General features: G+C 35.5%; 22 protein-coding genes and 1 tRNA gene. 15 read left to right on the top strand and 8 right to left on the bottom strand.

All coding sequences use genetic code 11. The features are described 5' to 3' along the window. Positions 1 to 8: 8 nt before the first annotated feature. Complete coding sequence (locus tag RV14_RS03510) at positions 9 to 746, top strand: DeoR/GlpR family DNA-binding transcription regulator (protein ID WP_281245791.1); 738 nt, start codon at positions 9 to 11, stop codon at positions 744 to 746. A gap of 224 nt (positions 747 to 970) precedes the next feature. Here RV14_RS03510 and RV14_RS03505 read toward each other — a convergent pair whose 3' ends face one another. Next, positions 971 to 2,158: an MFS transporter gene (locus RV14_RS03505; protein ID WP_071854925.1), complete on the bottom strand. Its 1,188-nt coding sequence runs from the start codon at positions 2,156 to 2,158 to the stop codon at positions 971 to 973. An 18-nt stretch (positions 2,159 to 2,176) separates the two neighbouring features. Continuing rightward, a complete protein-coding gene (locus tag RV14_RS03500; RefSeq protein WP_071854924.1) occupies positions 2,177 to 2,455 on the bottom strand; it encodes a hypothetical protein in 279 nt (92 codons plus the stop codon). A 191-nt stretch (positions 2,456 to 2,646) separates the two neighbouring features. Between RV14_RS03500 and RV14_RS03495 the strand changes: the two genes are divergently transcribed. After that, positions 2,647 to 3,303 carry a Crp/Fnr family transcriptional regulator gene (locus RV14_RS03495; RefSeq protein WP_071854923.1) on the top strand — a complete coding sequence of 219 codons (657 nt, stop codon included), beginning with the start codon at positions 2,647 to 2,649 and terminating at the stop codon, positions 3,301 to 3,303. 107 nt (positions 3,304 to 3,410) lie between these two features. Here RV14_RS03495 and RV14_RS03490 read toward each other — a convergent pair whose 3' ends face one another. The 3 genes from RV14_RS03490 to RV14_RS03480 are packed head-to-tail and all read right to left on the bottom strand — an operon-like array spanning position 3,411 to position 6,671. Continuing rightward, a complete protein-coding gene (locus RV14_RS03490) occupies positions 3,411 to 4,205 on the bottom strand; it encodes a TPM domain-containing protein (protein WP_071854922.1) in 795 nt (264 codons plus the stop codon). Continuing rightward, positions 4,202 to 5,401: a TFIIB-type zinc ribbon-containing protein gene (locus RV14_RS03485; RefSeq protein ID WP_071854921.1), complete on the bottom strand. Its 1,200-nt coding sequence runs from the start codon at positions 5,399 to 5,401 to the stop codon at positions 4,202 to 4,204. Before RV14_RS03485 ends, RV14_RS03490 begins: the two co-directional genes overlap by 4 nt. A 22-nt stretch (positions 5,402 to 5,423) precedes the next feature. Next, the gene (locus tag RV14_RS03480; RefSeq protein ID WP_071854920.1) at positions 5,424 to 6,671 is read right to left on the bottom strand and encodes an SPFH domain-containing protein; all 1,248 of its coding nucleotides are present in this window, start codon (positions 6,669 to 6,671) and stop codon (positions 5,424 to 5,426) included. Between the two features lie 266 nt (positions 6,672 to 6,937). Between RV14_RS03480 and dnaX the strand changes: the two genes are divergently transcribed. The 9 genes from dnaX (at position 6,938) to rsmI (ending at position 13,795) form a co-directional block, all read left to right on the top strand. Next, on the top strand, positions 6,938 to 8,674 hold the full coding sequence (gene dnaX, locus RV14_RS03475) for a DNA polymerase III subunit gamma/tau (protein ID WP_071854919.1): 1,737 nt from the start codon (positions 6,938 to 6,940) through the stop codon (positions 8,672 to 8,674). A gap of 22 nt (positions 8,675 to 8,696) precedes the next feature. Continuing rightward, a complete protein-coding gene (locus tag RV14_RS03470; RefSeq protein ID WP_071854918.1) occupies positions 8,697 to 9,008 on the top strand; it encodes a YbaB/EbfC family nucleoid-associated protein in 312 nt (103 codons plus the stop codon). Positions 9,009 to 9,030: 22 nt separating this feature from the next. After that, positions 9,031 to 9,627 carry a recombination mediator RecR gene (recR, locus tag RV14_RS03465; RefSeq protein ID WP_071854917.1) on the top strand — a complete coding sequence of 199 codons (597 nt, stop codon included), beginning with the start codon at positions 9,031 to 9,033 and terminating at the stop codon, positions 9,625 to 9,627. Between the two features lie 59 nt (positions 9,628 to 9,686). After that, the gene (gene tmk / locus RV14_RS03460; RefSeq protein WP_071854916.1) at positions 9,687 to 10,331 is read left to right on the top strand and encodes a dTMP kinase; all 645 of its coding nucleotides are present in this window, start codon (positions 9,687 to 9,689) and stop codon (positions 10,329 to 10,331) included. A gap of 14 nt (positions 10,332 to 10,345) precedes the next feature. Then, the gene (locus RV14_RS03455) at positions 10,346 to 10,675 is read left to right on the top strand and encodes a cyclic-di-AMP receptor (protein WP_071854915.1); all 330 of its coding nucleotides are present in this window, start codon (positions 10,346 to 10,348) and stop codon (positions 10,673 to 10,675) included. An 8-nt stretch (positions 10,676 to 10,683) separates the two neighbouring features. Continuing rightward, positions 10,684 to 11,637 carry a DNA polymerase III subunit delta' gene (holB, locus tag RV14_RS03450; protein WP_071854914.1) on the top strand — a complete coding sequence of 318 codons (954 nt, stop codon included), beginning with the start codon at positions 10,684 to 10,686 and terminating at the stop codon, positions 11,635 to 11,637. A 23-nt stretch (positions 11,638 to 11,660) separates the two neighbouring features. After that, on the top strand, positions 11,661 to 12,485 hold the full coding sequence (locus RV14_RS03445; protein ID WP_071854913.1) for a PSP1 domain-containing protein: 825 nt from the start codon (positions 11,661 to 11,663) through the stop codon (positions 12,483 to 12,485). Beyond that, the gene (locus RV14_RS03440; protein ID WP_071854912.1) at positions 12,478 to 12,825 is read left to right on the top strand and encodes a DNA replication initiation control protein YabA; all 348 of its coding nucleotides are present in this window, start codon (positions 12,478 to 12,480) and stop codon (positions 12,823 to 12,825) included. The genes RV14_RS03445 and RV14_RS03440 overlap by 8 nt, the downstream gene beginning before the upstream one ends. 103 nt (positions 12,826 to 12,928) lie before the next feature. Further along, on the top strand, positions 12,929 to 13,795 hold the full coding sequence (gene rsmI, locus RV14_RS03435; protein ID WP_071854911.1) for a 16S rRNA (cytidine(1402)-2'-O)-methyltransferase: 867 nt from the start codon (positions 12,929 to 12,931) through the stop codon (positions 13,793 to 13,795). A gap of 92 nt (positions 13,796 to 13,887) precedes the next feature. Here the strand turns inward: rsmI and RV14_RS03430 are convergent, their stop codons facing one another. Then, positions 13,888 to 14,208 (bottom strand): thioredoxin family protein, encoded by a 321-nt coding sequence (locus tag RV14_RS03430; protein ID WP_071854910.1) that lies wholly within the window; start codon positions 14,206 to 14,208, stop codon positions 13,888 to 13,890. Positions 14,209 to 14,439: 231 nt separating this feature from the next. On the opposite strand from RV14_RS03430, the gene RV14_RS03425 reads away from it, so the two are divergent. Beyond that, positions 14,440 to 15,369: a permease gene (locus tag RV14_RS03425; protein ID WP_071854909.1), complete on the top strand. Its 930-nt coding sequence runs from the start codon at positions 14,440 to 14,442 to the stop codon at positions 15,367 to 15,369. Positions 15,370 to 15,378: 9 nt separating this feature from the next. Further along, entirely contained in the window at positions 15,379 to 16,227 is an 849-nt protein-coding gene (locus RV14_RS03420) for a TIGR03943 family putative permease subunit (RefSeq protein ID WP_071854908.1), read from the top strand. A 183-nt stretch (positions 16,228 to 16,410) separates the two neighbouring features. Here RV14_RS03420 and RV14_RS03415 read toward each other — a convergent pair whose 3' ends face one another. Together RV14_RS03415 and RV14_RS03410 are read right to left on the bottom strand one after the other, a co-directional pair. Continuing rightward, entirely contained in the window at positions 16,411 to 16,887 is a 477-nt protein-coding gene (locus RV14_RS03415; protein WP_071854907.1) for a threonine/serine exporter family protein, read from the bottom strand. A gap of 15 nt (positions 16,888 to 16,902) precedes the next feature. Further along, the gene (locus tag RV14_RS03410; protein WP_071854906.1) at positions 16,903 to 17,655 is read right to left on the bottom strand and encodes a threonine/serine exporter family protein; all 753 of its coding nucleotides are present in this window, start codon (positions 17,653 to 17,655) and stop codon (positions 16,903 to 16,905) included. A 119-nt stretch (positions 17,656 to 17,774) separates the two neighbouring features. On the opposite strand from RV14_RS03410, the gene RV14_RS03405 reads away from it, so the two are divergent. Further along, positions 17,775 to 17,845: transfer RNA gene (locus RV14_RS03405), tRNA-Gly, on the top strand. 272 nt (positions 17,846 to 18,117) lie between these two features. Then, positions 18,118 to 18,834 carry a DNA/RNA non-specific endonuclease gene (locus tag RV14_RS03400; protein ID WP_071854905.1) on the top strand — a complete coding sequence of 239 codons (717 nt, stop codon included), beginning with the start codon at positions 18,118 to 18,120 and terminating at the stop codon, positions 18,832 to 18,834. Positions 18,835 to 18,886: the final 52 nt, after the last annotated feature.

Genomic DNA, 18,886 nt, shown 5'->3' with positions numbered 1-18,886 from the left:
AGCAAAAAATAGTGAACCATTTAAAAATCAATCAGTTTGCGAAAATGGTTGAGTTGATTGACTTGGTAAATTATAGTGAATCAACCATTAAAAGAGATCTTATCGCTTTAGAAAAGAGTGGTTTAATTCGCCGAGTGCGCGGAGGCGCCATGTTAGTGGATAACCAAAAAATTGATGTGCCTTATATAATGAAAATTACGCATTTAGATGAAGAAACTGAAAAACATTATATTGCTGGCGTTGCTTCTACGTTGATTAAAGATGATATGGTGTTGTTTTTAGATTCTAGCACTACTAGTCTGCATTTAGTTTGCTGTTTAGGAAAATTTGAAGGATTGCAAGTTATTACCAATGGTGTAATAACTGCCGCTATGTTGAGTGAGTTTACTACCGCGAAAGTTTCAATAGTTGGTGGAACCATTGTTCAAAAACGTGCAACAATCAATGGAGCAAAAGCCTACAATGATATTTTGACGTATGCAGCAGATTTAGCGATTATTAGTTGTCGAGGATTTGACTTTAATCAAGGTGTGACTGAGACTCATGAAGGAGAAGCTTTAGTAAAACGAGCTTTTCGTAAGCAAACGAATCGTCTTATGGTATTAGCCACTCAGGAAAAGTTAGAAAAGCATTTTATTTATCAAGCAATTGCTAATCATGAAATCGATTATTTGGTGACCAGTAAGAAACTATCTAATGAACAATTGAAAAAAGTCCGAAAACATTCCATACGGTGTTTTTACTAAACAAGAAGTTAAACAAACATGAAACATACTAAGACAAAAGTGTTTAGCTCCAAAGAAGTTGCTTCGGCTCCTGCCTTTTATCTGTGTTTAGAGCGTGAAGTAAAAGTACTCTTTACTTCACGCTCTTTCTAAAAAGTAAAATAATGTTACTGCTCATCAAAAAATAATGATGCGTAAGTTTTTTAGTTTAAAGAGCAACTAAGGATGATTATTTTGATCACCGCTTAGTTTAACTCAAGGTTTACTGCATGCTTCTTTTTTTTATTGTAACCTAAATATAGAAATGTACATACTAAAGGAATAATCCCGGAGACAATGTACAGCCCTCTAAAAGAAGTGTAGGATTTCAATACTCCCATTAAGTAAGGACCCACGCCAAGACCTAAATCCAATCCAATAAAATAGGTTGAAAGAGCGATACTGATACGATGTTCTTTCACAATTTTCAAACAAACTGCTTGACCATTTGACATAAATGTTCCATAACCTAAACCGACCAATGCACCTGAAACAAGTAATGTAAGACTATTAGTTGTGGCACTTAATAAAAATAATCCAACAGTTAAAAATAAATAGCTTGGATACATCACGTATTTTTCGCCTTTTGCATCGAAAATACGACCAGTTAATGGACGAGTAAGTGTGATAACTAAAGCATAGACTACAAAGAAAAAAGAGCCAGCAGCTACTAAATGAATCACTTTAGTATAGGAAGATAGAAAAGATAAAACACTTGAATAAGAAAGTCCCATTAAAAAGGCAATGCCTGTAATGAATAATGCTTTTTTCTCAATAAAACCATTGATGTTCCATGACTGTAATGATTTTTTTTGTGCATCAGATAAAACAATATTTTTGACAGGAAAAAGTAGACATGCAATGGTGACAAGAAAAACCAAAACGATTGAAAACCAAATAATAAAATGGAAGTCTGTTAAATTAAGTAAAATCATTCCTAAAAAAGGACCAACTGCAGCAGCTAAACTAGTACTTAACCCATAATAGTTAATCCCTTCGCCTTTTTTTGATTCAGGAATATAAGCCGTAACAATAGCATTTGTAGCTGTTGAAACCGTCCCATAACCAAAACCGTTTAAAAAGCGAACGAGGTACAATACTCCGATTGTTGGAGTAAAAAGATAAGCTAAAGTAGAAAGCAAATAAAAGATTGCTCCACCGCGCAATGTAAATTTTCGCCCAAATAATTCCAGTTGTTTTCCCATAAATAGGCGAGCAAGTAAAGTACCGATAATGTAAATTCCCGAAGCAAATCCGGCTTGACTCATGCTAGCATGCAGCGTATCTTGAGCAATGACGGCGATAATAACCATTAATAAATAGTAAATCAAATAGACAATAAAATTAATAAGTGTGATACCGATAAAATGTTTATTAAATAATTTTTTTTCCATGTTTTTTGTATATTCCCCTTAATCTGAATAAGCTTTTAATTTTTGAATTTGTACTTCCACATCATGATAATTAGATGGGTATCGATCCACCAGCTGACGAATGAACAAGTCACGAGTAGACATAAATAATTCCAAAAATTCTTTTAATTCATTTGATGGCTGTTCATCAACTGCTTTCACCAATTCAATTGAATTTTGATAAGCGTCATTTAAGAAAACTAATGAAGCTTTCATATCAAATCTTGTTTGATAAGCCGTTTCAAGTCGATCAATAATTGTTTTCATCCAGTAATTCATTTTTTTCCCTCTATTCTTAAAAAAATTTACATTCGCAGTATAGCGAAATAAAAAAAAGAAAAAAATCGCATACGTAGTATAAAATAGTACTTAACAAATGTTACTATCATTAGTAAAATACTTTTGAGCTTTAAAAGGCTTAGAAATTTTGTATTATTTTTTTAGATGAATGTTTGGATGGGGGAGCATGATTGGATAGTAGAGTGTTAAAGGAATACTTGGAAAAAAATGATTTTCCGGTTGTACGCAAAAGGTATCATAAGTATTTAACTTTTGAAGGGGTGGAAGATTGTTATACTTATATTTTAAAAGAAGGTACAGTAAAAGCAAGTGTCATCTCCAATGATGGCAGAGAATTTAATTTAAGATACATCAAAGATCTTGAAATTGTTTCTCTTTTAAAAGATGAATATTCTCAATTTATTGATTCTCCTTATAATATCCGTGTTGAATCTGAATATGCAGAATTTTATCGAATTAATCGGGTTAAATTTTGGGAACATATCAACAGTGATCCGAAAATGCAACATTATGTGAAAGAGTATTACCGTTATCGATTACTTTATTCGATGAAAAAAATGCAGCAAATGCTTTTAAATGGTAAATTGGGTGCTGTATGTACACAGCTTTATGAATTATATGACTTATTTGGTGTCCGAACAAAAGCTGGAATGGTGATTGATTTTGTAATTACAAATGAAGAAATTGCTAAATTTTGTGGAATTTCTACTGCTAGCAGTGTCAGTCGGATATTAAGACAGTTGAAAGAAAATGGCATCATTAAAATAAAAGATCACCGAATCATTATTACTAATATGGAATTATTAGAAGATAATATTATCTTCTAATAATTGATAAACAAATAAAAATAGAAGATGCTTCTTCCATGCAGCTATGTCAGCGTAAATGAATGACCGTGCATGAAAAAAGCATCTTTTTTGAAGTTTATAAAGCGTTAAAAACTTCGACCGCCTCCGCCAAATGTTCCGCCACCACTGGAATGGGTTGTACTTCCACCACCGCTTCCTGGAGGTGGACTTTTTGGGATCCGTCGAGTTGTAACAAAGGAGTTAGTCAAATGATCGGTTTTATCGGTTAACTTTATATTTGATTTTTCTCTAAATGGGTATTTATACGTTCCCGACTTTAATTGGTACCTAGAGATAGTAATGAAATAAAAAACAAGACTTAAAATGAAAGCCAGCACAACGGAAACAATAATTTCTGTTGTGGTCAATACTTTATAACGTGTGATTTTCCCAGTTTTCTCATCGATGCGATAATGACCGTCTGAAATGCCGGCTTTGATGTATTCCGAAGCCTTTGTTAAATAAGTCTGAGCTGCTGCAAAGTAAGCGGAGTGAGTCATTTGCTCGTAGATAGCATCCAAAGTTTTATCAATACGTTTATCATTAAGATAATCAATCATATTACCCGAAGTGGAAATATAGATTTCACGCTGTCCCATATCTAACAATAAAACAGAACCATTTTGATTGTTTCCTACTGCATTTCTTAAGTAGTTGTCTGCAAATGTTTGCGGGCTTTTTGAATTTGAGGTAGTTGTCACAATCAATATTTGGCCTTTTATTTTTTCATTGATTGACTGAGCTTGTTTTTCTAACGCTTGAATCTCCTCTTGAGTAAATAAGCCAGCTGCATCCTCAACTGTTGGCGTAGCGGCATCTACTGAAGATCCCCAAAAGAAACTAATGGTCATTAGAAAAAAGAGCAAAAGGTTTTTTTTCATATTAAATATCCTCCAATCATAAAGAGGATCGTAAGTATAGTAAACAATCCGATCGCTGTTACACCAAGTTTTTTATGACTAATTGGTAAGACGCCACTGACTTTTCCTGTTTGTCCATTCATTGCATAGTAATAAACTTTTTTACTGGCATCCTCACTACGATAAGTAACCAGCCATACAGGTAAAAGAACATATTCCTTTTTTTCACTGGCAATTTCCGCAGAAGTGTGAACATTTGTTAATGTGGTGTAGCTGCTTGTCGTGTCACGCAAAAGACTTTCTGAATACTCTTGCAGTTCTTTTTGAATTTGTGTGGTTATGGCTTCGTATTCTATGTCTCGCTTTTCTGCTTGGAAACCAGCTAAATATTGACTTTTAAAACCAATTGCTTTATTTAGAGGAAAAGGTTGAACAGCTTCGACCATTTTTTGCTGCGTGTTTTTAGATAAGGCATTTTTTACCAATTCTTTAAAAGAAAGTGTACCGGCTCGATGAACGGAAAACTGTTTGGTTTCAGTATATTCAATATCACCTACTCGCCAAATGCGGATCACGGTGCCAGTTGCTTGTAAAGAACCGTTAACCGAAGCCTCTGTTGACCAATAAGGAAAATAGACGCCAGTGAGTTTATCGATTTGGTCTTTATTGAAGAAAGTTTTAGGTACAAACCATTTTTTCTTTGTCCAAGCCAGAAATTTTTCTATGGCTTCTTCTTTTTCTACTGCAAAAGGCAAGACTTTATTAGGCAAAAACTTTCCACTTAAACGACCAGATAAGACAACTGGATTGTGGCAATAATAGCAATAAGTAGCAGCAGTTGTCGCATCGGTTACAATTTGCGCACCGCAATTAGGACACAAAAATAAATCCATTGCAGCTTTTTCTTTGCTGTCTTGAGTTAAAGTGGCTTGATCGCTTGAATCAGTAAGTCCCCCCGCTTCTTCAAATGATTTTCGTTGGGCTTCATCCATTTGTTCCAACTGTTCACTTGCAGTAAAAGTCAATTCTTGTTCAGCGGTACCTTTGTCTTGTAATTGATTGTCTACCCCAACAGCTGCTTTTTGTGCTTGCTCGTACTGACTAACTTCAGCTTCTGTATAGACATTTAAGCAATATTCACAATGGAATTTTTGATCTTTAGGATCAAAAATGAGAGGACCGCCGCAGTTTGGGCATTTATGTGTAAGAACATCCATTTCGTTTACACCTTTCTAGGGCTTAATCAAGTGGAATTCCTTTAAATGGTTTTCCACAATTTGGACAAAATTTAGGTATGCCATTGGAAAGATCAACCACTTCGTTGCATTCACTGCATTTCATTTGTAATTTTGGTTGGGCATTTGCAACGGGTTTTTGCGTACCACAATTTGAACAAAATTTTCCAGTATTTTCTGTTTTACAGATAGGACACGTCCAAGTGTTATTATTTCCTTGAGCCATTTGCTGGTTTTGTTTTTCTGATTGTTGCTTTATTTGTTCTTGATTATTTTGAGCAGCTTGTGAAAGGTAAGAGCCATTTGTGTTCATGCCCATACCCATTCCCATAAAACCCGTCATTGCTCCTGCATCATTTTTTCCAGCTGCTTCCATCCCTCTGGCAATTGATCCTTGAACGTATCCTTCACGAATACTTGGATCACCTAGCATTGCTCCTTCATTTCGCATATTGATTAATTTTATGGAATCATCTGTATAAGAAATACTTGCTACAGCTACAGAGACAATCTCCATTCCGCGCAATTCTTTCCATGAATCATCTAATACGTTGCTCATATATTTACTCAATTCCAAGCTTTTTGATGGAACATAAGAGATCCGTTGACCATCCGCAGACATTTGGTTAATGGCTGCTTGTAAGGCAGTTAAAAATTCTGCTAAGTATTGTTCGTTAATATCAGTGATTTCCACTTGTGTTTTATTTTTAGGAATGGCATTGGTATAAAATAAGATTGGATCGGTAATATGAATGGAATAAGTACCATGTGCACGTAAAAATAATTCGGCATTATAAAAATTATCAAAATAATTTAATGGTGAACTTGTTCCAAATTTAATTCCTTTAATTTCTTGTAAATTGATATAAAAAACTTGTTGCTTTTGAGGCGTCACTCCACCAAATTTAAATCGATCAAATGTTTCTGCGATAGCTCCTTTCAATGAACCATTGAACATAGAAGGAGCAGAATTATTATTGATAGTGTAATAGCCTTCTTCAGCAGTGTAGTCAATAATTTTACCGCCATCAACAAGAAGCATCATCATATTTGGGTAGACATGTACGATCGTTCCATCTGTTAAGAAGTCTTCAGTTCCTTTGCGGTTTGCTCCGCGTCTATCATCTTTTCGTACCTTTACCCCTTTTGTCATGACTGTCACATCATTCATATCAGCCGGTTCGATCACTTCGAGCCATTGATCTGCTAATCCGCCACCAATCATACTTGTCGCCGCTTTGATAAGACCCATAAAAATTCCTCCCTAAATACTAATAATGGTTGTTTAAATGATTGATCTTCATTATACCACAGGAAAAACAAAAAGATTTCAGACGAAAGTTGGAGATTTTTGTTACCGGTGTAAAAGGGAATTATTCGCAAAAGAAAATCAAATGTTTCTAAAAACAGTTAAAACAGCATGTCACTTTCTTAGAACTTCTAGTAACTATAGTAGTTTTTTTTAGCAAAATCACGTATAATAAAAAATAGTGAATTTTTCAAAAAAGGGGGATCTTCATGGCATACCAAGCACTATATCGCGTCTGGCGTTCTCAGCGCTTTGACGATCTTGTTGGACAAAAAGCTGTTACGCAGACGTTGAAAAATGCTATCGTTTCCCACAAAACTTCTCACGCTTATCTGTTTACAGGACCGCGAGGAACTGGTAAAACGAGTGCAGCAAAAATATTTGCAAAAGCGATCAACTGCCTCCATAGTCAAGACGGAGAGCCTTGCAACCGTTGTGAAATGTGTCAGTCCATTACAACAGGCACGCAAGAAGACGTCATTGAAATTGACGCAGCCAGCAATAATGGGGTAGAAGAAATCCGTTTTATACGAGATCGTGCAAATTATGCGCCCACGAAAGCAGCTTATAAAATTTATATCATAGATGAAGTTCACATGCTTTCCACCGGAGCCTTCAATGCCCTATTGAAAACATTAGAAGAACCAAAAGAAAACGTGATATTTATTTTAGCAACAACTGAGCCGCATAAGATTCCAGCTACAATTATTTCTAGGACTCAGCGTTTTGATTTTAAGCGAATCAACACCGCAGATATTATCGAACACTTGGCATTTATTTTAAATCAATCTGCCATCTGTCATGAAGAGTCGGCCCTAGGAGTCATTGCTCGTGCAGCAGAAGGTGGGATGCGAGATGCGTTAAGTATTATGGATCAGGCCATCTCTTTTAGTAATGGGAAGGTTACTTTAGAGGATGCGATGCAAGTAACCGGCAGCTTAACTAATGAAATGATGGATGAATTTCTAGAAGCGTGCATTAAAAACGAAGTATCTAAAGCATTAGAAAACTTAGCCGGCATATTAGCAGCAGGAAAAGAATCACGACGTTTTTTAGAAGATCTGTTACAGTATTGTAGGGATCTTTTAATCTATCAACAAGCACCAAATTTAGCAGCAGAACAACTAACGTCTATCACAGAACCCTTTGTTGAGCTATCAAAACAGATATCAGCAGATCGACTTTTTCAAATGATTCGCATTTTAAGCGACACACAAAATGAAATTCGTTTTACAAATAGTGCAACAATCTATTTGGAAGTAGCTACCGTCAAACTGGCTCAAGCAGTTCATCCAATCATTGTTCAATCCAATGAAACGGCTCAGCAGCAGATTACAAAGTTAGAAACAGAGATAAAAGAATTAAAAAAAGAAATCAATGAGATTAAAAAAAATGACATTTCATCTTTGCCTTCTACAAAACAAAGTCAAGCACCGGTCCAAAAAAAGCAAGCAAGTACGTATCGTGTGCCAACTGAACAAGTGTACAAGGTGTTAAAAAAAGCAACGAGAAAGCATTTAAACCAAGTGAAAGAAGTTTGGGACGACCTACTAATGAGTTTGTCTGTTACTCAACGAGCCATGCTAAAAGCTAGTGAGCCGGTTGCAGCCAGTCCAGCTGGATTGGTCATTGCTTTTGACTATGAGATTGTTTGTCAGCGAGCAACTAATGATGAGGAGCTGCAACTTTCCATCCATAATAATTTAAGTCGATTGATCAAAGACTATACGCCAGATTCTGTGTACATTACAAGAGAAAGCTGGCCGTTGATTCGTAAAGATTATTTGATGCAAGCAAAAGATGAAGGAACGGAAGATTCTTTTGCTCCTGAAGATTCAGAAACAGAGATTGAATTGATTCCCCCACAAGTACCAACTGAAGAAACGATTGTCTCAAAAGCAGAAGAAATGTTTGGAACAAACGTCGTAACCATCATGAACGATTAAACATAAAAGGAGAATGAACACGATGATGCGCGGAATGGGTAATATGCAAGGAATGATGAAACAAGTACAAAAAATGCAAAAAGAAATGGTCGAAGCACAAGAAAAATTAAATAAAGCAGAGTTTACAGGTGTAGCAACCAATGAGTTAGTGAAAGTCGTTTTTACTGGCAATCGTCGAATGAAAGACATCCATATCAGTGAAGGACTTGTTGATCCTGAAGATACAGAAATGCTGCAAGATTTAGTAATGATGGCTGTGAATGATGCACTAACAAAAATTGATACAGAATCTGAAAAAACAATGGGAAAATATGCTAAAGGCTTGCCTTTTTGATTTTCCCTAAAGGGGGATAAACATGCACTATCCAGAACCGATTGCAAAGTTGATTGATAGTTATATGAAACTTCCGGGAATTGGTCAAAAAACAGCAACAAGGTTGGCTTTTTATACGATTGATATGAAAGACGAAACGGTCAATGAATTTGCCAAGTCTTTACTAAGCGTCAAAAGAGACCTCCATTTTTGCAGTATCTGTGGCAACATCACTGAAGAAGATCCCTGTGAGATTTGTAAAGATCCTTCAAGAGATAAAGAAGTCATTTTAGTTGTTGAAGAGCCAAAAGACGTGATGGCATTAGAAAAAATGCGGGAATATCATGGACTTTATCATGTACTTTGTGGTGTGCTTTCACCAATGGAAGGAACTGGACCTGAAGATATCAATATTTCTTCCTTACTTGAACGACTACATGATGAGCAAGTAAAAGAAGTGATTGTTGCGACGAATGCTACCACAGAAGGCGAAGCGACAGCAATGTATCTTTCACGTTTGATTAAACCAGCGGGCATCAAAGTCACTCGTTTGGCTCATGGCTTATCTGTTGGTTCAGATATCGAATACGCCGATGAAGTGACCTTGTTAAAAGCAGTAGAAGGTAGACGTGAGATATAAGCTTTTTATAAAATGAGCTTTTCAGCTACAATAAAGAAGGAAGAGATGGAGGCAAAAATGTGAACGGACTATTTATTACAATCGAAGGACCAGATGGAGCTGGAAAAACCAGCATTCTAACTGAGCTATTTCCTCTTTTGAAAAAAGTAGCAAAGGCAAAAATCATTCAAACTAGAGAACCGGGTGGTATTCCGATTGCCGAGAAAATTCGTGCACTCATTCTTGACCCTGAAAATGATCGGATGGATGAGCGTACGGAAGCGTTGCTGTATGCAGCTGCAAGGAGACAGCATTTAGTAGAAAAAGTGCTGCCTGCTTTAGCACAAGGCAAGATTGTGTTATGTGACCGTTTTGTGGATAGTTCACTTGCCTATCAAGGAGCCGGTCGCAAAATTGGCGTTTGTGCGATTGCTCAATTAAATGAGTTTGCTACAGAAGGAACTGCTCCTGATTTTACCCTCTATCTAGATGTAGATTCAGATACCGGATTGCGTCGAATTGCAGAAAATCGGCAGGAACAAATCGATCGACTAGATTCAGAAGGATTAGAATTTCATCAACGTGTACGTCACGCTTATTTAAAATTAGCAGAAGAAAATCCTGGACGTATTTACAAAATTGATGCAAGAAAAAGTTTTGAAGAAGTGCTTCAGACGAGTTACAGAGCTATTGTTGAACAATATCCACAATTTTTTGAAAATTAGGAAGGTGACAATCCATGAAAATCATTTTAGCTATTATTCAAGACAAAGACAGCAATCGTTTAGCCAATGAATTGATTGATGCAAACATTCGTGCAACTAAGCTGTCTTCAACGGGCGGCTTCTTAAAAGCAGGCAATAGTACATTTATTGTTGGGATTGAAGACGAACGTGTAGATGAAGCATTAGAGATCATTAAAAAAACGTGTGAGTCTAGAAAGCAATTTGTTTCAACACCAGTGACGCTGGATATTTCAATGGATGGCGGTGTGCCTTATCCAGTAGAAGTGGAAGTCGGCGGAGCAACAGTTTTTGTTTTACCTGTTGAAGGATTTCATCAATTTTAGGAGGCGCCATGGATCAAGAACTTATGTTAGATCAAATGCAGCCGATCGTGTACCAACAGCTTCAACGAAGTTTTGAGCATGAGCGACTTGCTCATGCTTATCTTTTTGAAGGTGAAAAAGGAACGGGAAAACACGAAATGGGAATCTGGCTAGCTCAACATCTTTTTTGCACGAATCAAAACGATTATCTTCCTTGTGGTGTGTGTAATAATTGTCAACGCATTTTAGCGCAAGAACATCCCGATGTTTTATCCATCAAGCCGGAAGGTCAAACAATTAAAGTAGATCAGATGAGGCGTTTACAAGTAGAATTTAGTCGTAGCGGATATGAATCTCGAAGAAAAGTTTTTCTAATTCAAGAAGCAGAAAAAATGAATAGAAGTGCTGCAAATAGCCTTTTGAAATTTTTAGAAGAGCCATCAGGTGATTTTTTAACAATTCTTGAAACGGATTCAATTGGACGTATTTTACCAACAATCCAATCAAGATGTCAGATTCTCCATTTTCAAGCACTACCTAGAGAAGTACTAATTCACAAATTGCAACAAGCGCAGATTCCATTAGAAAAAGCGAAACTTTTAGCTTTCTTAACGAACAGTTTTGTAAAAGCAGTTGAAATATCACAAAATGAATGGTTTAATGATGCTAAGGATTCGATTCGCCAGTGGTTTGTGTATTTACAAAAAAATGATACACAGGCATTTATCTACGTACAAAAAAAATTGATACGGATTTACAAAGAAAAATCACAACAAGTGACTGGTTTATCTATTTTATTGTTTTATTATCAGGAAGCTTTGCAAAAGTCTTTAGTAGCTGAAAACTCTAGCAAAGTGTATCGCATAAATCAAACGATTGAACGTATTTTACTAGCAGAACAAAAATTAAGAAGTAACGTAAGCTTTCAAGCGGTAGCGGAACAATTTGTCTTACAAACAATCTATGGACAAAATAGTATGTAAAATGAGAAACAAGGGGGATGGAAATGGTTGAAGTAGTAGGTGTCCGTTATAAAGAGGCAGGTCATATCTATTATTTTAAGCCTGGTAATTCAACGTATGAATACAACGATAAGGTAATTGTTGAATCTCAAAAAAACTTACATATTGCAACTGTTGCCATTCCTAAAGCAGAACTTTCACTTGAAGAATTACCTGATCAAGCCAGTCTTATTTTACGTAAAGCAACAGAAGAAGAACTTGAAAAAAATAGAAAAAATAAATTAGATGCCAAAAAAGCCCTAGTAATTGCAAAAGAAAAAGTGGCAAAACATCAACTTGAGATGAAACTTATAAAAGTGGAATATACATTAGATCGTAGCAAGTTAATTTTTACATTTACAGCGGATGGACGCATTGATTTTCGGGAACTAGTTAAGGATTTAGCGTCTGTATTTCGTACACGGATCGAACTTCAACAAATTGGGGTACGTGATGAGACAAAATTAATTGGTGGAATGGGTCCATGTGGACGGCCGTTGTGTTGTGCTTCTTTTTTAGGTGATTTTGTTCCAGTATCAATTAAAATGGCAAAAAATCAAGGACTATCATTAAATCCCACAAAAATATCTGGTTTATGTGGCCGATTGATGTGTTGCTTGCAATATGAGAATGAAGAATACGAGTTAGCGAAACGAACACTTCCTGATTTTGGAACAATGGTAGATACTCCGGATGGTAGAGGGAAAGTTGTAGGATTAAATCTGCTTAATCGACTAATAAATGTTCGATTAACAGGACGGGAGAATCCAGTCGAATATGAATGGGATGAATTGAAAAATTTCATCCAGGTAGGTGAGATAAATGGATAAGAGATCATTATATGACGGCTTAAACCAATTAGAATCAGAACTAAGAAATACATTAACTGAATTAGTAGAAATGAAGCAAGCATTACATGAGATCGTTAAAAAAAACACCACATTAGAGATGGAAAATCAACGTTTAAGAGATCATTTACGCGAACTCAATCAAGCCGTACAAACGCCTGCCGGTAATGCCAAACAGGAGCTTTCAAAGTCACGTATGAACTTAGAAAAAATTTATGAAGAAGGCTTTCATGTCTGTTATGATCTCTATGGTTCAAGACGTGAAAATGATGAGCCCTGTGCCTTTTGCTTAGAAGTCATCTACCGAGAAAGTAGTCGGTGATCCGCAGCATGGCAACATTCAGATAAAAACTATCAAAACAAAACAAGTGGTTTTGATAGTTTTATTGCTTTTCCCAACCTCTTTAAAATTTAGGAGTTGAAAAATGTTTAATCAAAAAAGCTTTAAAGAAATTCATATTACAGGTACGCTTTATTTAGTTCCTACGCCTATAGGAAATTTGGAAGATATGACTTATCGAAGTGTTCGTATTTTACAAGAAGTCTCGTTGATTGCAAGTGAAGATACGCGAAATACGCAAAAATTATTAAATCATTTTGAGATTCATACACCACAAAGAAGCTTACATGAACATAATTACCAAGAAAGAATTCCTCAACTACTTGAAGAATTAAAAAAAGGTCTTTCCATTGCTCAAGTAAGTGACGCTGGCATGCCTTCCATCAGTGATCCCGGTCATGAATTGGTGATGGCTTGTATCAAAGAAAGAATTCCTGTTGTTTCTTTACCGGGGGCTACTGCTGGGATAACGGCACTGATTGCTTCTGGTTTATCCCCTCAACCATTTTTGTTTTATGGCTTTTTAGGAAGAAAGAAAAAAGAGCAAGAAACCGTATTGAATGATTTAAAAGAGCAAACAGCTACGCTAATTTTTTATGAATCACCTTATCGAATCAGTAGGACATTAAAAAATATGTTAACTATTTTAGGTAATCGACAAGCTGTTTTATGCCGAGAATTAACAAAAATTCATGAAGAATACTTGCGTGGTACGATTAAAGATTTACTTTCCCATAGTGAAAATCATTCGATTAAAGGAGAGTGCTGTCTTTTAATCGAAGGACGTACTGGTCCTCAGGAAGAAAAAAACGTGAATACTGACTCTTTAAAAGAACAAGTAGAGCAACTCATTGCAAAAGGCCAAAAAACCAATGAAGCAATCAAAGCAGTAGCAGTGAAAAATAGTTTGAAAAAACAAGAAGTATATCGTCAGTTTCATGATTTAGATTAAAGAACAAAAAAGAGAAAATCAAGCAACAGTTGTCTGATTTTCTCTTTTATTTTCTTCGTCATCATCTACTTTTAATCTTTCTTTATCATTCATTATGCATCTGCCGTATGCAGCTGTTTCAATAAATGGTTTAAGCGATGAAAATCAATAAAACACGCTTGTCGTTGGATTTCTTTGTGGTGATGATAAATTAAAATAACAGGTACAGTTAATACTTGAAAGATGCTGGCAACTTTAGGAGTTTCAACAGCATTTAAGTGAAAACAAGGAAATGAATAATGACTGAGCAATTCTTCCAAACGTGGGCGAATAGTATGACACACTGGACAATTGGGCATAGAGAAATAAACAGCTACGGTTTCTTCTTGTGAAAGTGCTGCTTGGACTTCAGATAAATTACTTGTTTTTTTCATAAGAATATTCCTTTCTAGCAATAGTAATCTAGTCATTAAAGAGATTATTTTTTAAAGGAGCTGTGGCAAAAATACTGATTATATTTAATCAGAAATAAAAAATATGTCAATAAATTTGCTTTTAGTTATAAGAGAAACAATAAGAGTTATATAAAGTAAAGAAACACCCCTTGTTTTTTTTATTGAAAAGCGTATATTATTTTGGCAAACCTTAAAGTAAGGAGAGAAAGTATGTTTTCTTTTTTACCAAATTCGGTTTTGCAAATGTGTACGATTTTTTTATCCATCGTCATTGAAGCATTACCATTTGTTTTATTAGGCTGTCTCATCTCTGGGGCACTTCAAGTTTTTTTAACGCCAGAAAGGGTCAGACGATGTCTACCTAAAAATCGTCTTTTCTCTATTTTAATAGGATCGCTTTTAGGTTTTTTCTTTCCTTCTTGCGAGTGTGGGATTGTTCCCATTGTGCATCAGTTTGTAAAAAAAGAAGTGCCTGTGGCTACTGCTTTTGCGTTTATGTTAACAGCCCCGATCATTAACCCTATTGTTATTTTTTCTACTTTTATTGCTTTTGGAAATTCTTGGGAAATGGCGGTCTGGCGGATGTTAGGAAGTTTTATTGTGGCTTTAATTATTGGTATTTGGTTAGCCTATTTTAGAAAAGAAACTGTACTAAAAGAAAAAATCAATCAACACGTAACCGTTTTGGATCAGAAACATCATAAAGAAAGCCAACCTAATAAAAAGAGAAGCCAATTAACCAAATTTGGACATCAAGTCGGTCATATTTTAAGCCATTCAATTGATGAATTTTTTGATACTGGCCGATATTTAATTATTGGCGGACTGATTGCAGCAAGCATGCAAACTTACTTACCAACAAGAGCGATGTTAACCTTAGGATCAACGAAGCTTTTAGCGATTGTTATTATGCTATTTCTGGCTTTTACCATGTCTTTATGTTCTGAAGCAGATGCTTTTATTGGCTCTTCATTACTTAGTTTATTTGGAACAGCGCCAATCGTGGCATTTTTAGTATTTGGTCCGATGGTTGATATCAAAAATCTTTTGATGATGAAACGCTATTTCCATGGTCGTTTTATCCTATCTCTCATTGGTTTGATTGCGATCAGCGTGATGGGTTTTACATTATTCATCTAGGAGGAAAAAATGATACGTTTTTTGATATTAGCGGGTTATTTTGAATTAATGATGTACTTGCAAGTATCCGGTAAACTGGATCAGTATATCAACGTCCACTATCGTTACTTAGCCATTCTTTCGATGATTTTATCGGCATTATTTGCACTAATTCAATTATATATTTGGGTCAAAAGGGATTCAACTGAAAGAAAAGAGCAACACACAAATTTGCATCATTTTCATGATCATGGGGTATCTACACCATTCCAACGTGTAATTGCTTCTCTTTTATTGACTTTGCCAGTAATCATTGGGACTCTTTTTCCAACGGTTAGTTTAGATACAACAATAGTGGAAGCAAAAGGATTTAATTTTCCAGTCAGTAAAGAATCAGTAGGAGATCCAGAGATGCAGACACAGTATTTAAAACCGGATACGAGTATTTATTTCAATAAATCTGATTATTTGGATCAGATGAACCAATTAAAAGAAAAGTACAGAAACGAAGAACGGATTAAGGTTACTGACGAAAATTATTTAGAAGCCATGGAATTGATTTATAATTATCCAAGTGAATTTATTGGTAAAAAGATTTCTTATAAAGGATTTGTTTATCAGGCATCAAATGGGGGAAAAGAGGAAGTGTTTTTATTTCGATTTGGGATCATTCACTGTGTAGCCGACTCAGGAGTTTTCGGTTTGTTTACTCATTTTCCTAATGGCACTGCTGCTAAAAATGATGAATGGTATCAAGTAGAAGGAACAATTCAATCTGATTATTATGAACCCTTTAAACGGGAAATTCCCTCTGTTGAAGTCAGTCAAGCCATGAAAGTAGAGGCACCGAAAAATCAATATGTTTATCGATCTTTTTAAAGCAATAAAGCAATTCGGACACAACGCTTTTGCTGTTGCCTAAACAAACAGCCTTAATTTAATAGTTAACGTTAGTGTATAACTTGATCAGACTGGAATCTATTGAGATTCCAGTCTTTAAATAGAATCGTTTACCTATATTTTTACGAGAGTAAAAAAGATTACAAGTGATAGTTGTTCTATTTACTTGGTTCTTTTTTTTCTTTTTGATAAAATCGTTTCTCTTTTAACTTTGAAATTACGAATGTTATGATTGAAGACTTCAGATAAAACAAGACCTAAAGCAATTGCTCCTGCAATCATGATCACTTGAACTGCATAGCTTGCTGCATCTTGATAAGAACCGATTACGAGGTTTCTAACTGCTTGATAGGCTAAACCACCAGGAACTAAAGGAACCATTCCGGGGATGTTAAAAATAGTTACAGGCATTTTTAAACGTTTAGAGAAAATATCACTGATAAAAGCTACGCCTAATGATCCAAGTAAGGAACCAAATGCTGGACTGCCTCCAAATTTAACACAAATCCAATAGATCATCCACCCAAAAGCACCGGAAAAGCCACACCAAACTAAGGAACGCCTAGGAACATTTGTGATAATTGCAAAAGCAGCTGTGGCTAAAAAACTAAAAGAAAATTGAATAATTAAATTTCCCATAATGCTGGCTCCCTTCTAATAAAATAGTTGAAAGATAAAAGCGATGGCAAAACCAATCATGGCTGAAGTCATCGTGGCTTCTGTGGCACGAGAAACACCTGAAACATAATGACCAGCTAGTAAATCCCGGATGGCATTTGTGATTTGAACACCGGGAACAAGTGGCATGACGCATCCAATGATAATTAAATCTTGGTTGATTCCAAGTCCAACACGTACGCTAAGGATGGCAGTTAGACCAATCAATAAAGAAGAGAGAAACTCAGACAAAAACTTAATGCGGAAAAATTTTAAGCCATAAAGATAAATTGTATATCCGATACCGCCGATTACGAGAGTCGTTGGAATGTCATGAACCTCCCCACCAAATAAAACCATGATGGTTCCGCTAATAACAGCAGCACTTAAAATTTGAAGCCACATGGGGAAAAAAGAGCGGTCTTTTTCAATAACTTGTAGTGCAGAATAGAGTTCCTTTAAGGTCAAGTTACCAGCTACGTATTTTCTAGAAAGATTGTTAACATTGACTACTTTTTCTAGATTAATGGAACGATTGGTGATTTGTTCCATGCGAATCGTTGAAGTACGATCGATTCCAATGAATAATCCTGTTTGAGTGACGTAACTTACTAAACGATAATTACCAGAAGCAAGCGCGATACGACTCATTGTATCTTCTACTCGATACATTTCGGCGTTACTTTCCATCATAATTTTTCCAGCTAGTAAACAAGTGTCTAGTAACAAATTCAAATCTTTCTCTGACATATCATCTTCTCCAATAGTTTATTTCTTGTTTTTATTTTACTACAAATCATCTTGGAAAAGAGAATGAAATAAAAACTTGAGATGCAAAAGAAAAAGGGGTATACTCTTTTTTATAGGATGCGGGTGTAGTTTAGTGGTAAAATCCCAGCTTCCCAAGCTGATGTCGCGGGTTCGATTCCCGTCACCCGCTTGTTGCAATAACTTAAAAATCCATTGTTCAAAGACGAGATGGCACCAATCATGTAAAATTGCTGGTTGGTACTGTCTCTTTTTCTATTAAGTTCTTTCTTTTTTACAATCAATAAAAATGATTCACTCTGTTGACTTTTTCTTTATTTTCGTACGTATGATAGTTAGAGAAGGCTTATTTCTTGAAAATATTAATAAAATAATTTTAATTATTTAAAAAAAGGGGACCGTATGTTAAAGTTTAGAATAGTTGTTTAGAAAAGGAGTAAAGAGATGCAGAAAAAATCAATGAAGGTGATGATTGGCGTAGTTGTTGCAGTGATTGCTGGAGTACTGGGACTTTCAACACATAAAAATATTGATCTTGTTCAACAAATAACGGAGATGTTTGATTCAACTCCTCAAGTTTCAAAAGTTGCAGACATACCAGAATACGATGGCGAGCATCAAGAAATTGTGATCAATCATAATGAGCCGAATTTTTCTGAAAGAGATTTGAGTTTAGCTAAAGGAAGCTGGCAAAGCTATTCAAATATTGATCGATTGAATCGGGTGGGGACGGCTAATGCAATGCTAGGAAAAGAGTTATTTCCAAAAGAAAAACGCGAAGCACTTTATATTGATCCAACTGGCTGGAAACAAAAAAAATTAAGTGACGGACAATGGTTGTATAATCGCAGTCATCTCATTGGTTATCAATTGACTGGACAGAATAATAACATTAAAAATTTAATGACAGGTACTCGTTCATTGAATGCACCGTATATGTTAACGCATGAAAATGATCTTGCAAATTATATAAAAAAAACCAATCATCATGTGCGCTATCGTGTGTCCCCTTATTTTAAAGGAAATGAATTAGTAGCTAGAGGTGTTCAATTAGAAGCTGAAAGTGTGGAAGACAAGCAAATAAAATTGAATGTTTTTATATATAATGTGCAAGATGGGTATAAAATTAACTATGAAACAGGCCAAGCAACAAAAAAATAGTGGGATAAAGAAACGTATACGAAAAAAACGTTAATTTTTTGAAGAATGATAA

The sequence above is a fragment of the Enterococcus ratti genome (assembly GCF_001886195.1).
Lineage (GTDB): Bacteria > Bacillota > Bacilli > Lactobacillales > Enterococcaceae > Enterococcus_B > Enterococcus_B ratti.
The sequence above is the reverse complement of the archived record's forward strand: the minus strand, read 5'-3'. Positions and strand labels throughout refer to the sequence as shown.

Coding starts and splice junctions, on each gene's coding strand:
- RV14_RS03505 (WP_071854925.1), bottom strand. CDS start 2,158: ATGGAAAAAAAATTATTTAATAAACATTTTATCGGTATCACACTTATT.
- RV14_RS03500 (WP_071854924.1), bottom strand. CDS start 2,455: ATGAATTACTGGATGAAAACAATTATTGATCGACTTGAAACGGCTTAT.
- RV14_RS03490 (WP_071854922.1), bottom strand. CDS start 4,205: ATGAAAAAAAACCTTTTGCTCTTTTTTCTAATGACCATTAGTTTCTTT.
- RV14_RS03485 (WP_071854921.1), bottom strand. CDS start 5,401: ATGGATGTTCTTACACATAAATGCCCAAACTGCGGCGGTCCTCTCATT.
- RV14_RS03480 (WP_071854920.1), bottom strand. CDS start 6,671: ATGGGTCTTATCAAAGCGGCGACAAGTATGATTGGTGGCGGATTAGCA.
- dnaX (WP_071854919.1), top strand. CDS start 6,938: ATGGCATACCAAGCACTATATCGCGTCTGGCGTTCTCAGCGCTTTGAC.
- RV14_RS03470 (WP_071854918.1), top strand. CDS start 8,697: ATGATGCGCGGAATGGGTAATATGCAAGGAATGATGAAACAAGTACAA.
- recR (WP_071854917.1), top strand. CDS start 9,031: ATGCACTATCCAGAACCGATTGCAAAGTTGATTGATAGTTATATGAAA.
- RV14_RS03455 (WP_071854915.1), top strand. CDS start 10,346: ATGAAAATCATTTTAGCTATTATTCAAGACAAAGACAGCAATCGTTTA.
- holB (WP_071854914.1), top strand. CDS start 10,684: ATGGATCAAGAACTTATGTTAGATCAAATGCAGCCGATCGTGTACCAA.
- RV14_RS03445 (WP_071854913.1), top strand. CDS start 11,661: ATGGTTGAAGTAGTAGGTGTCCGTTATAAAGAGGCAGGTCATATCTAT.
- RV14_RS03440 (WP_071854912.1), top strand. CDS start 12,478: ATGGATAAGAGATCATTATATGACGGCTTAAACCAATTAGAATCAGAA.
- rsmI (WP_071854911.1), top strand. CDS start 12,929: ATGTTTAATCAAAAAAGCTTTAAAGAAATTCATATTACAGGTACGCTT.
- RV14_RS03430 (WP_071854910.1), bottom strand. CDS start 14,208: ATGAAAAAAACAAGTAATTTATCTGAAGTCCAAGCAGCACTTTCACAA.
- RV14_RS03425 (WP_071854909.1), top strand. CDS start 14,440: ATGTTTTCTTTTTTACCAAATTCGGTTTTGCAAATGTGTACGATTTTT.
- RV14_RS03420 (WP_071854908.1), top strand. CDS start 15,379: ATGATACGTTTTTTGATATTAGCGGGTTATTTTGAATTAATGATGTAC.
- RV14_RS03415 (WP_071854907.1), bottom strand. CDS start 16,887: ATGGGAAATTTAATTATTCAATTTTCTTTTAGTTTTTTAGCCACAGCT.
- RV14_RS03410 (WP_071854906.1), bottom strand. CDS start 17,655: ATGTCAGAGAAAGATTTGAATTTGTTACTAGACACTTGTTTACTAGCT.
- RV14_RS03400 (WP_071854905.1), top strand. CDS start 18,118: ATGCAGAAAAAATCAATGAAGGTGATGATTGGCGTAGTTGTTGCAGTG.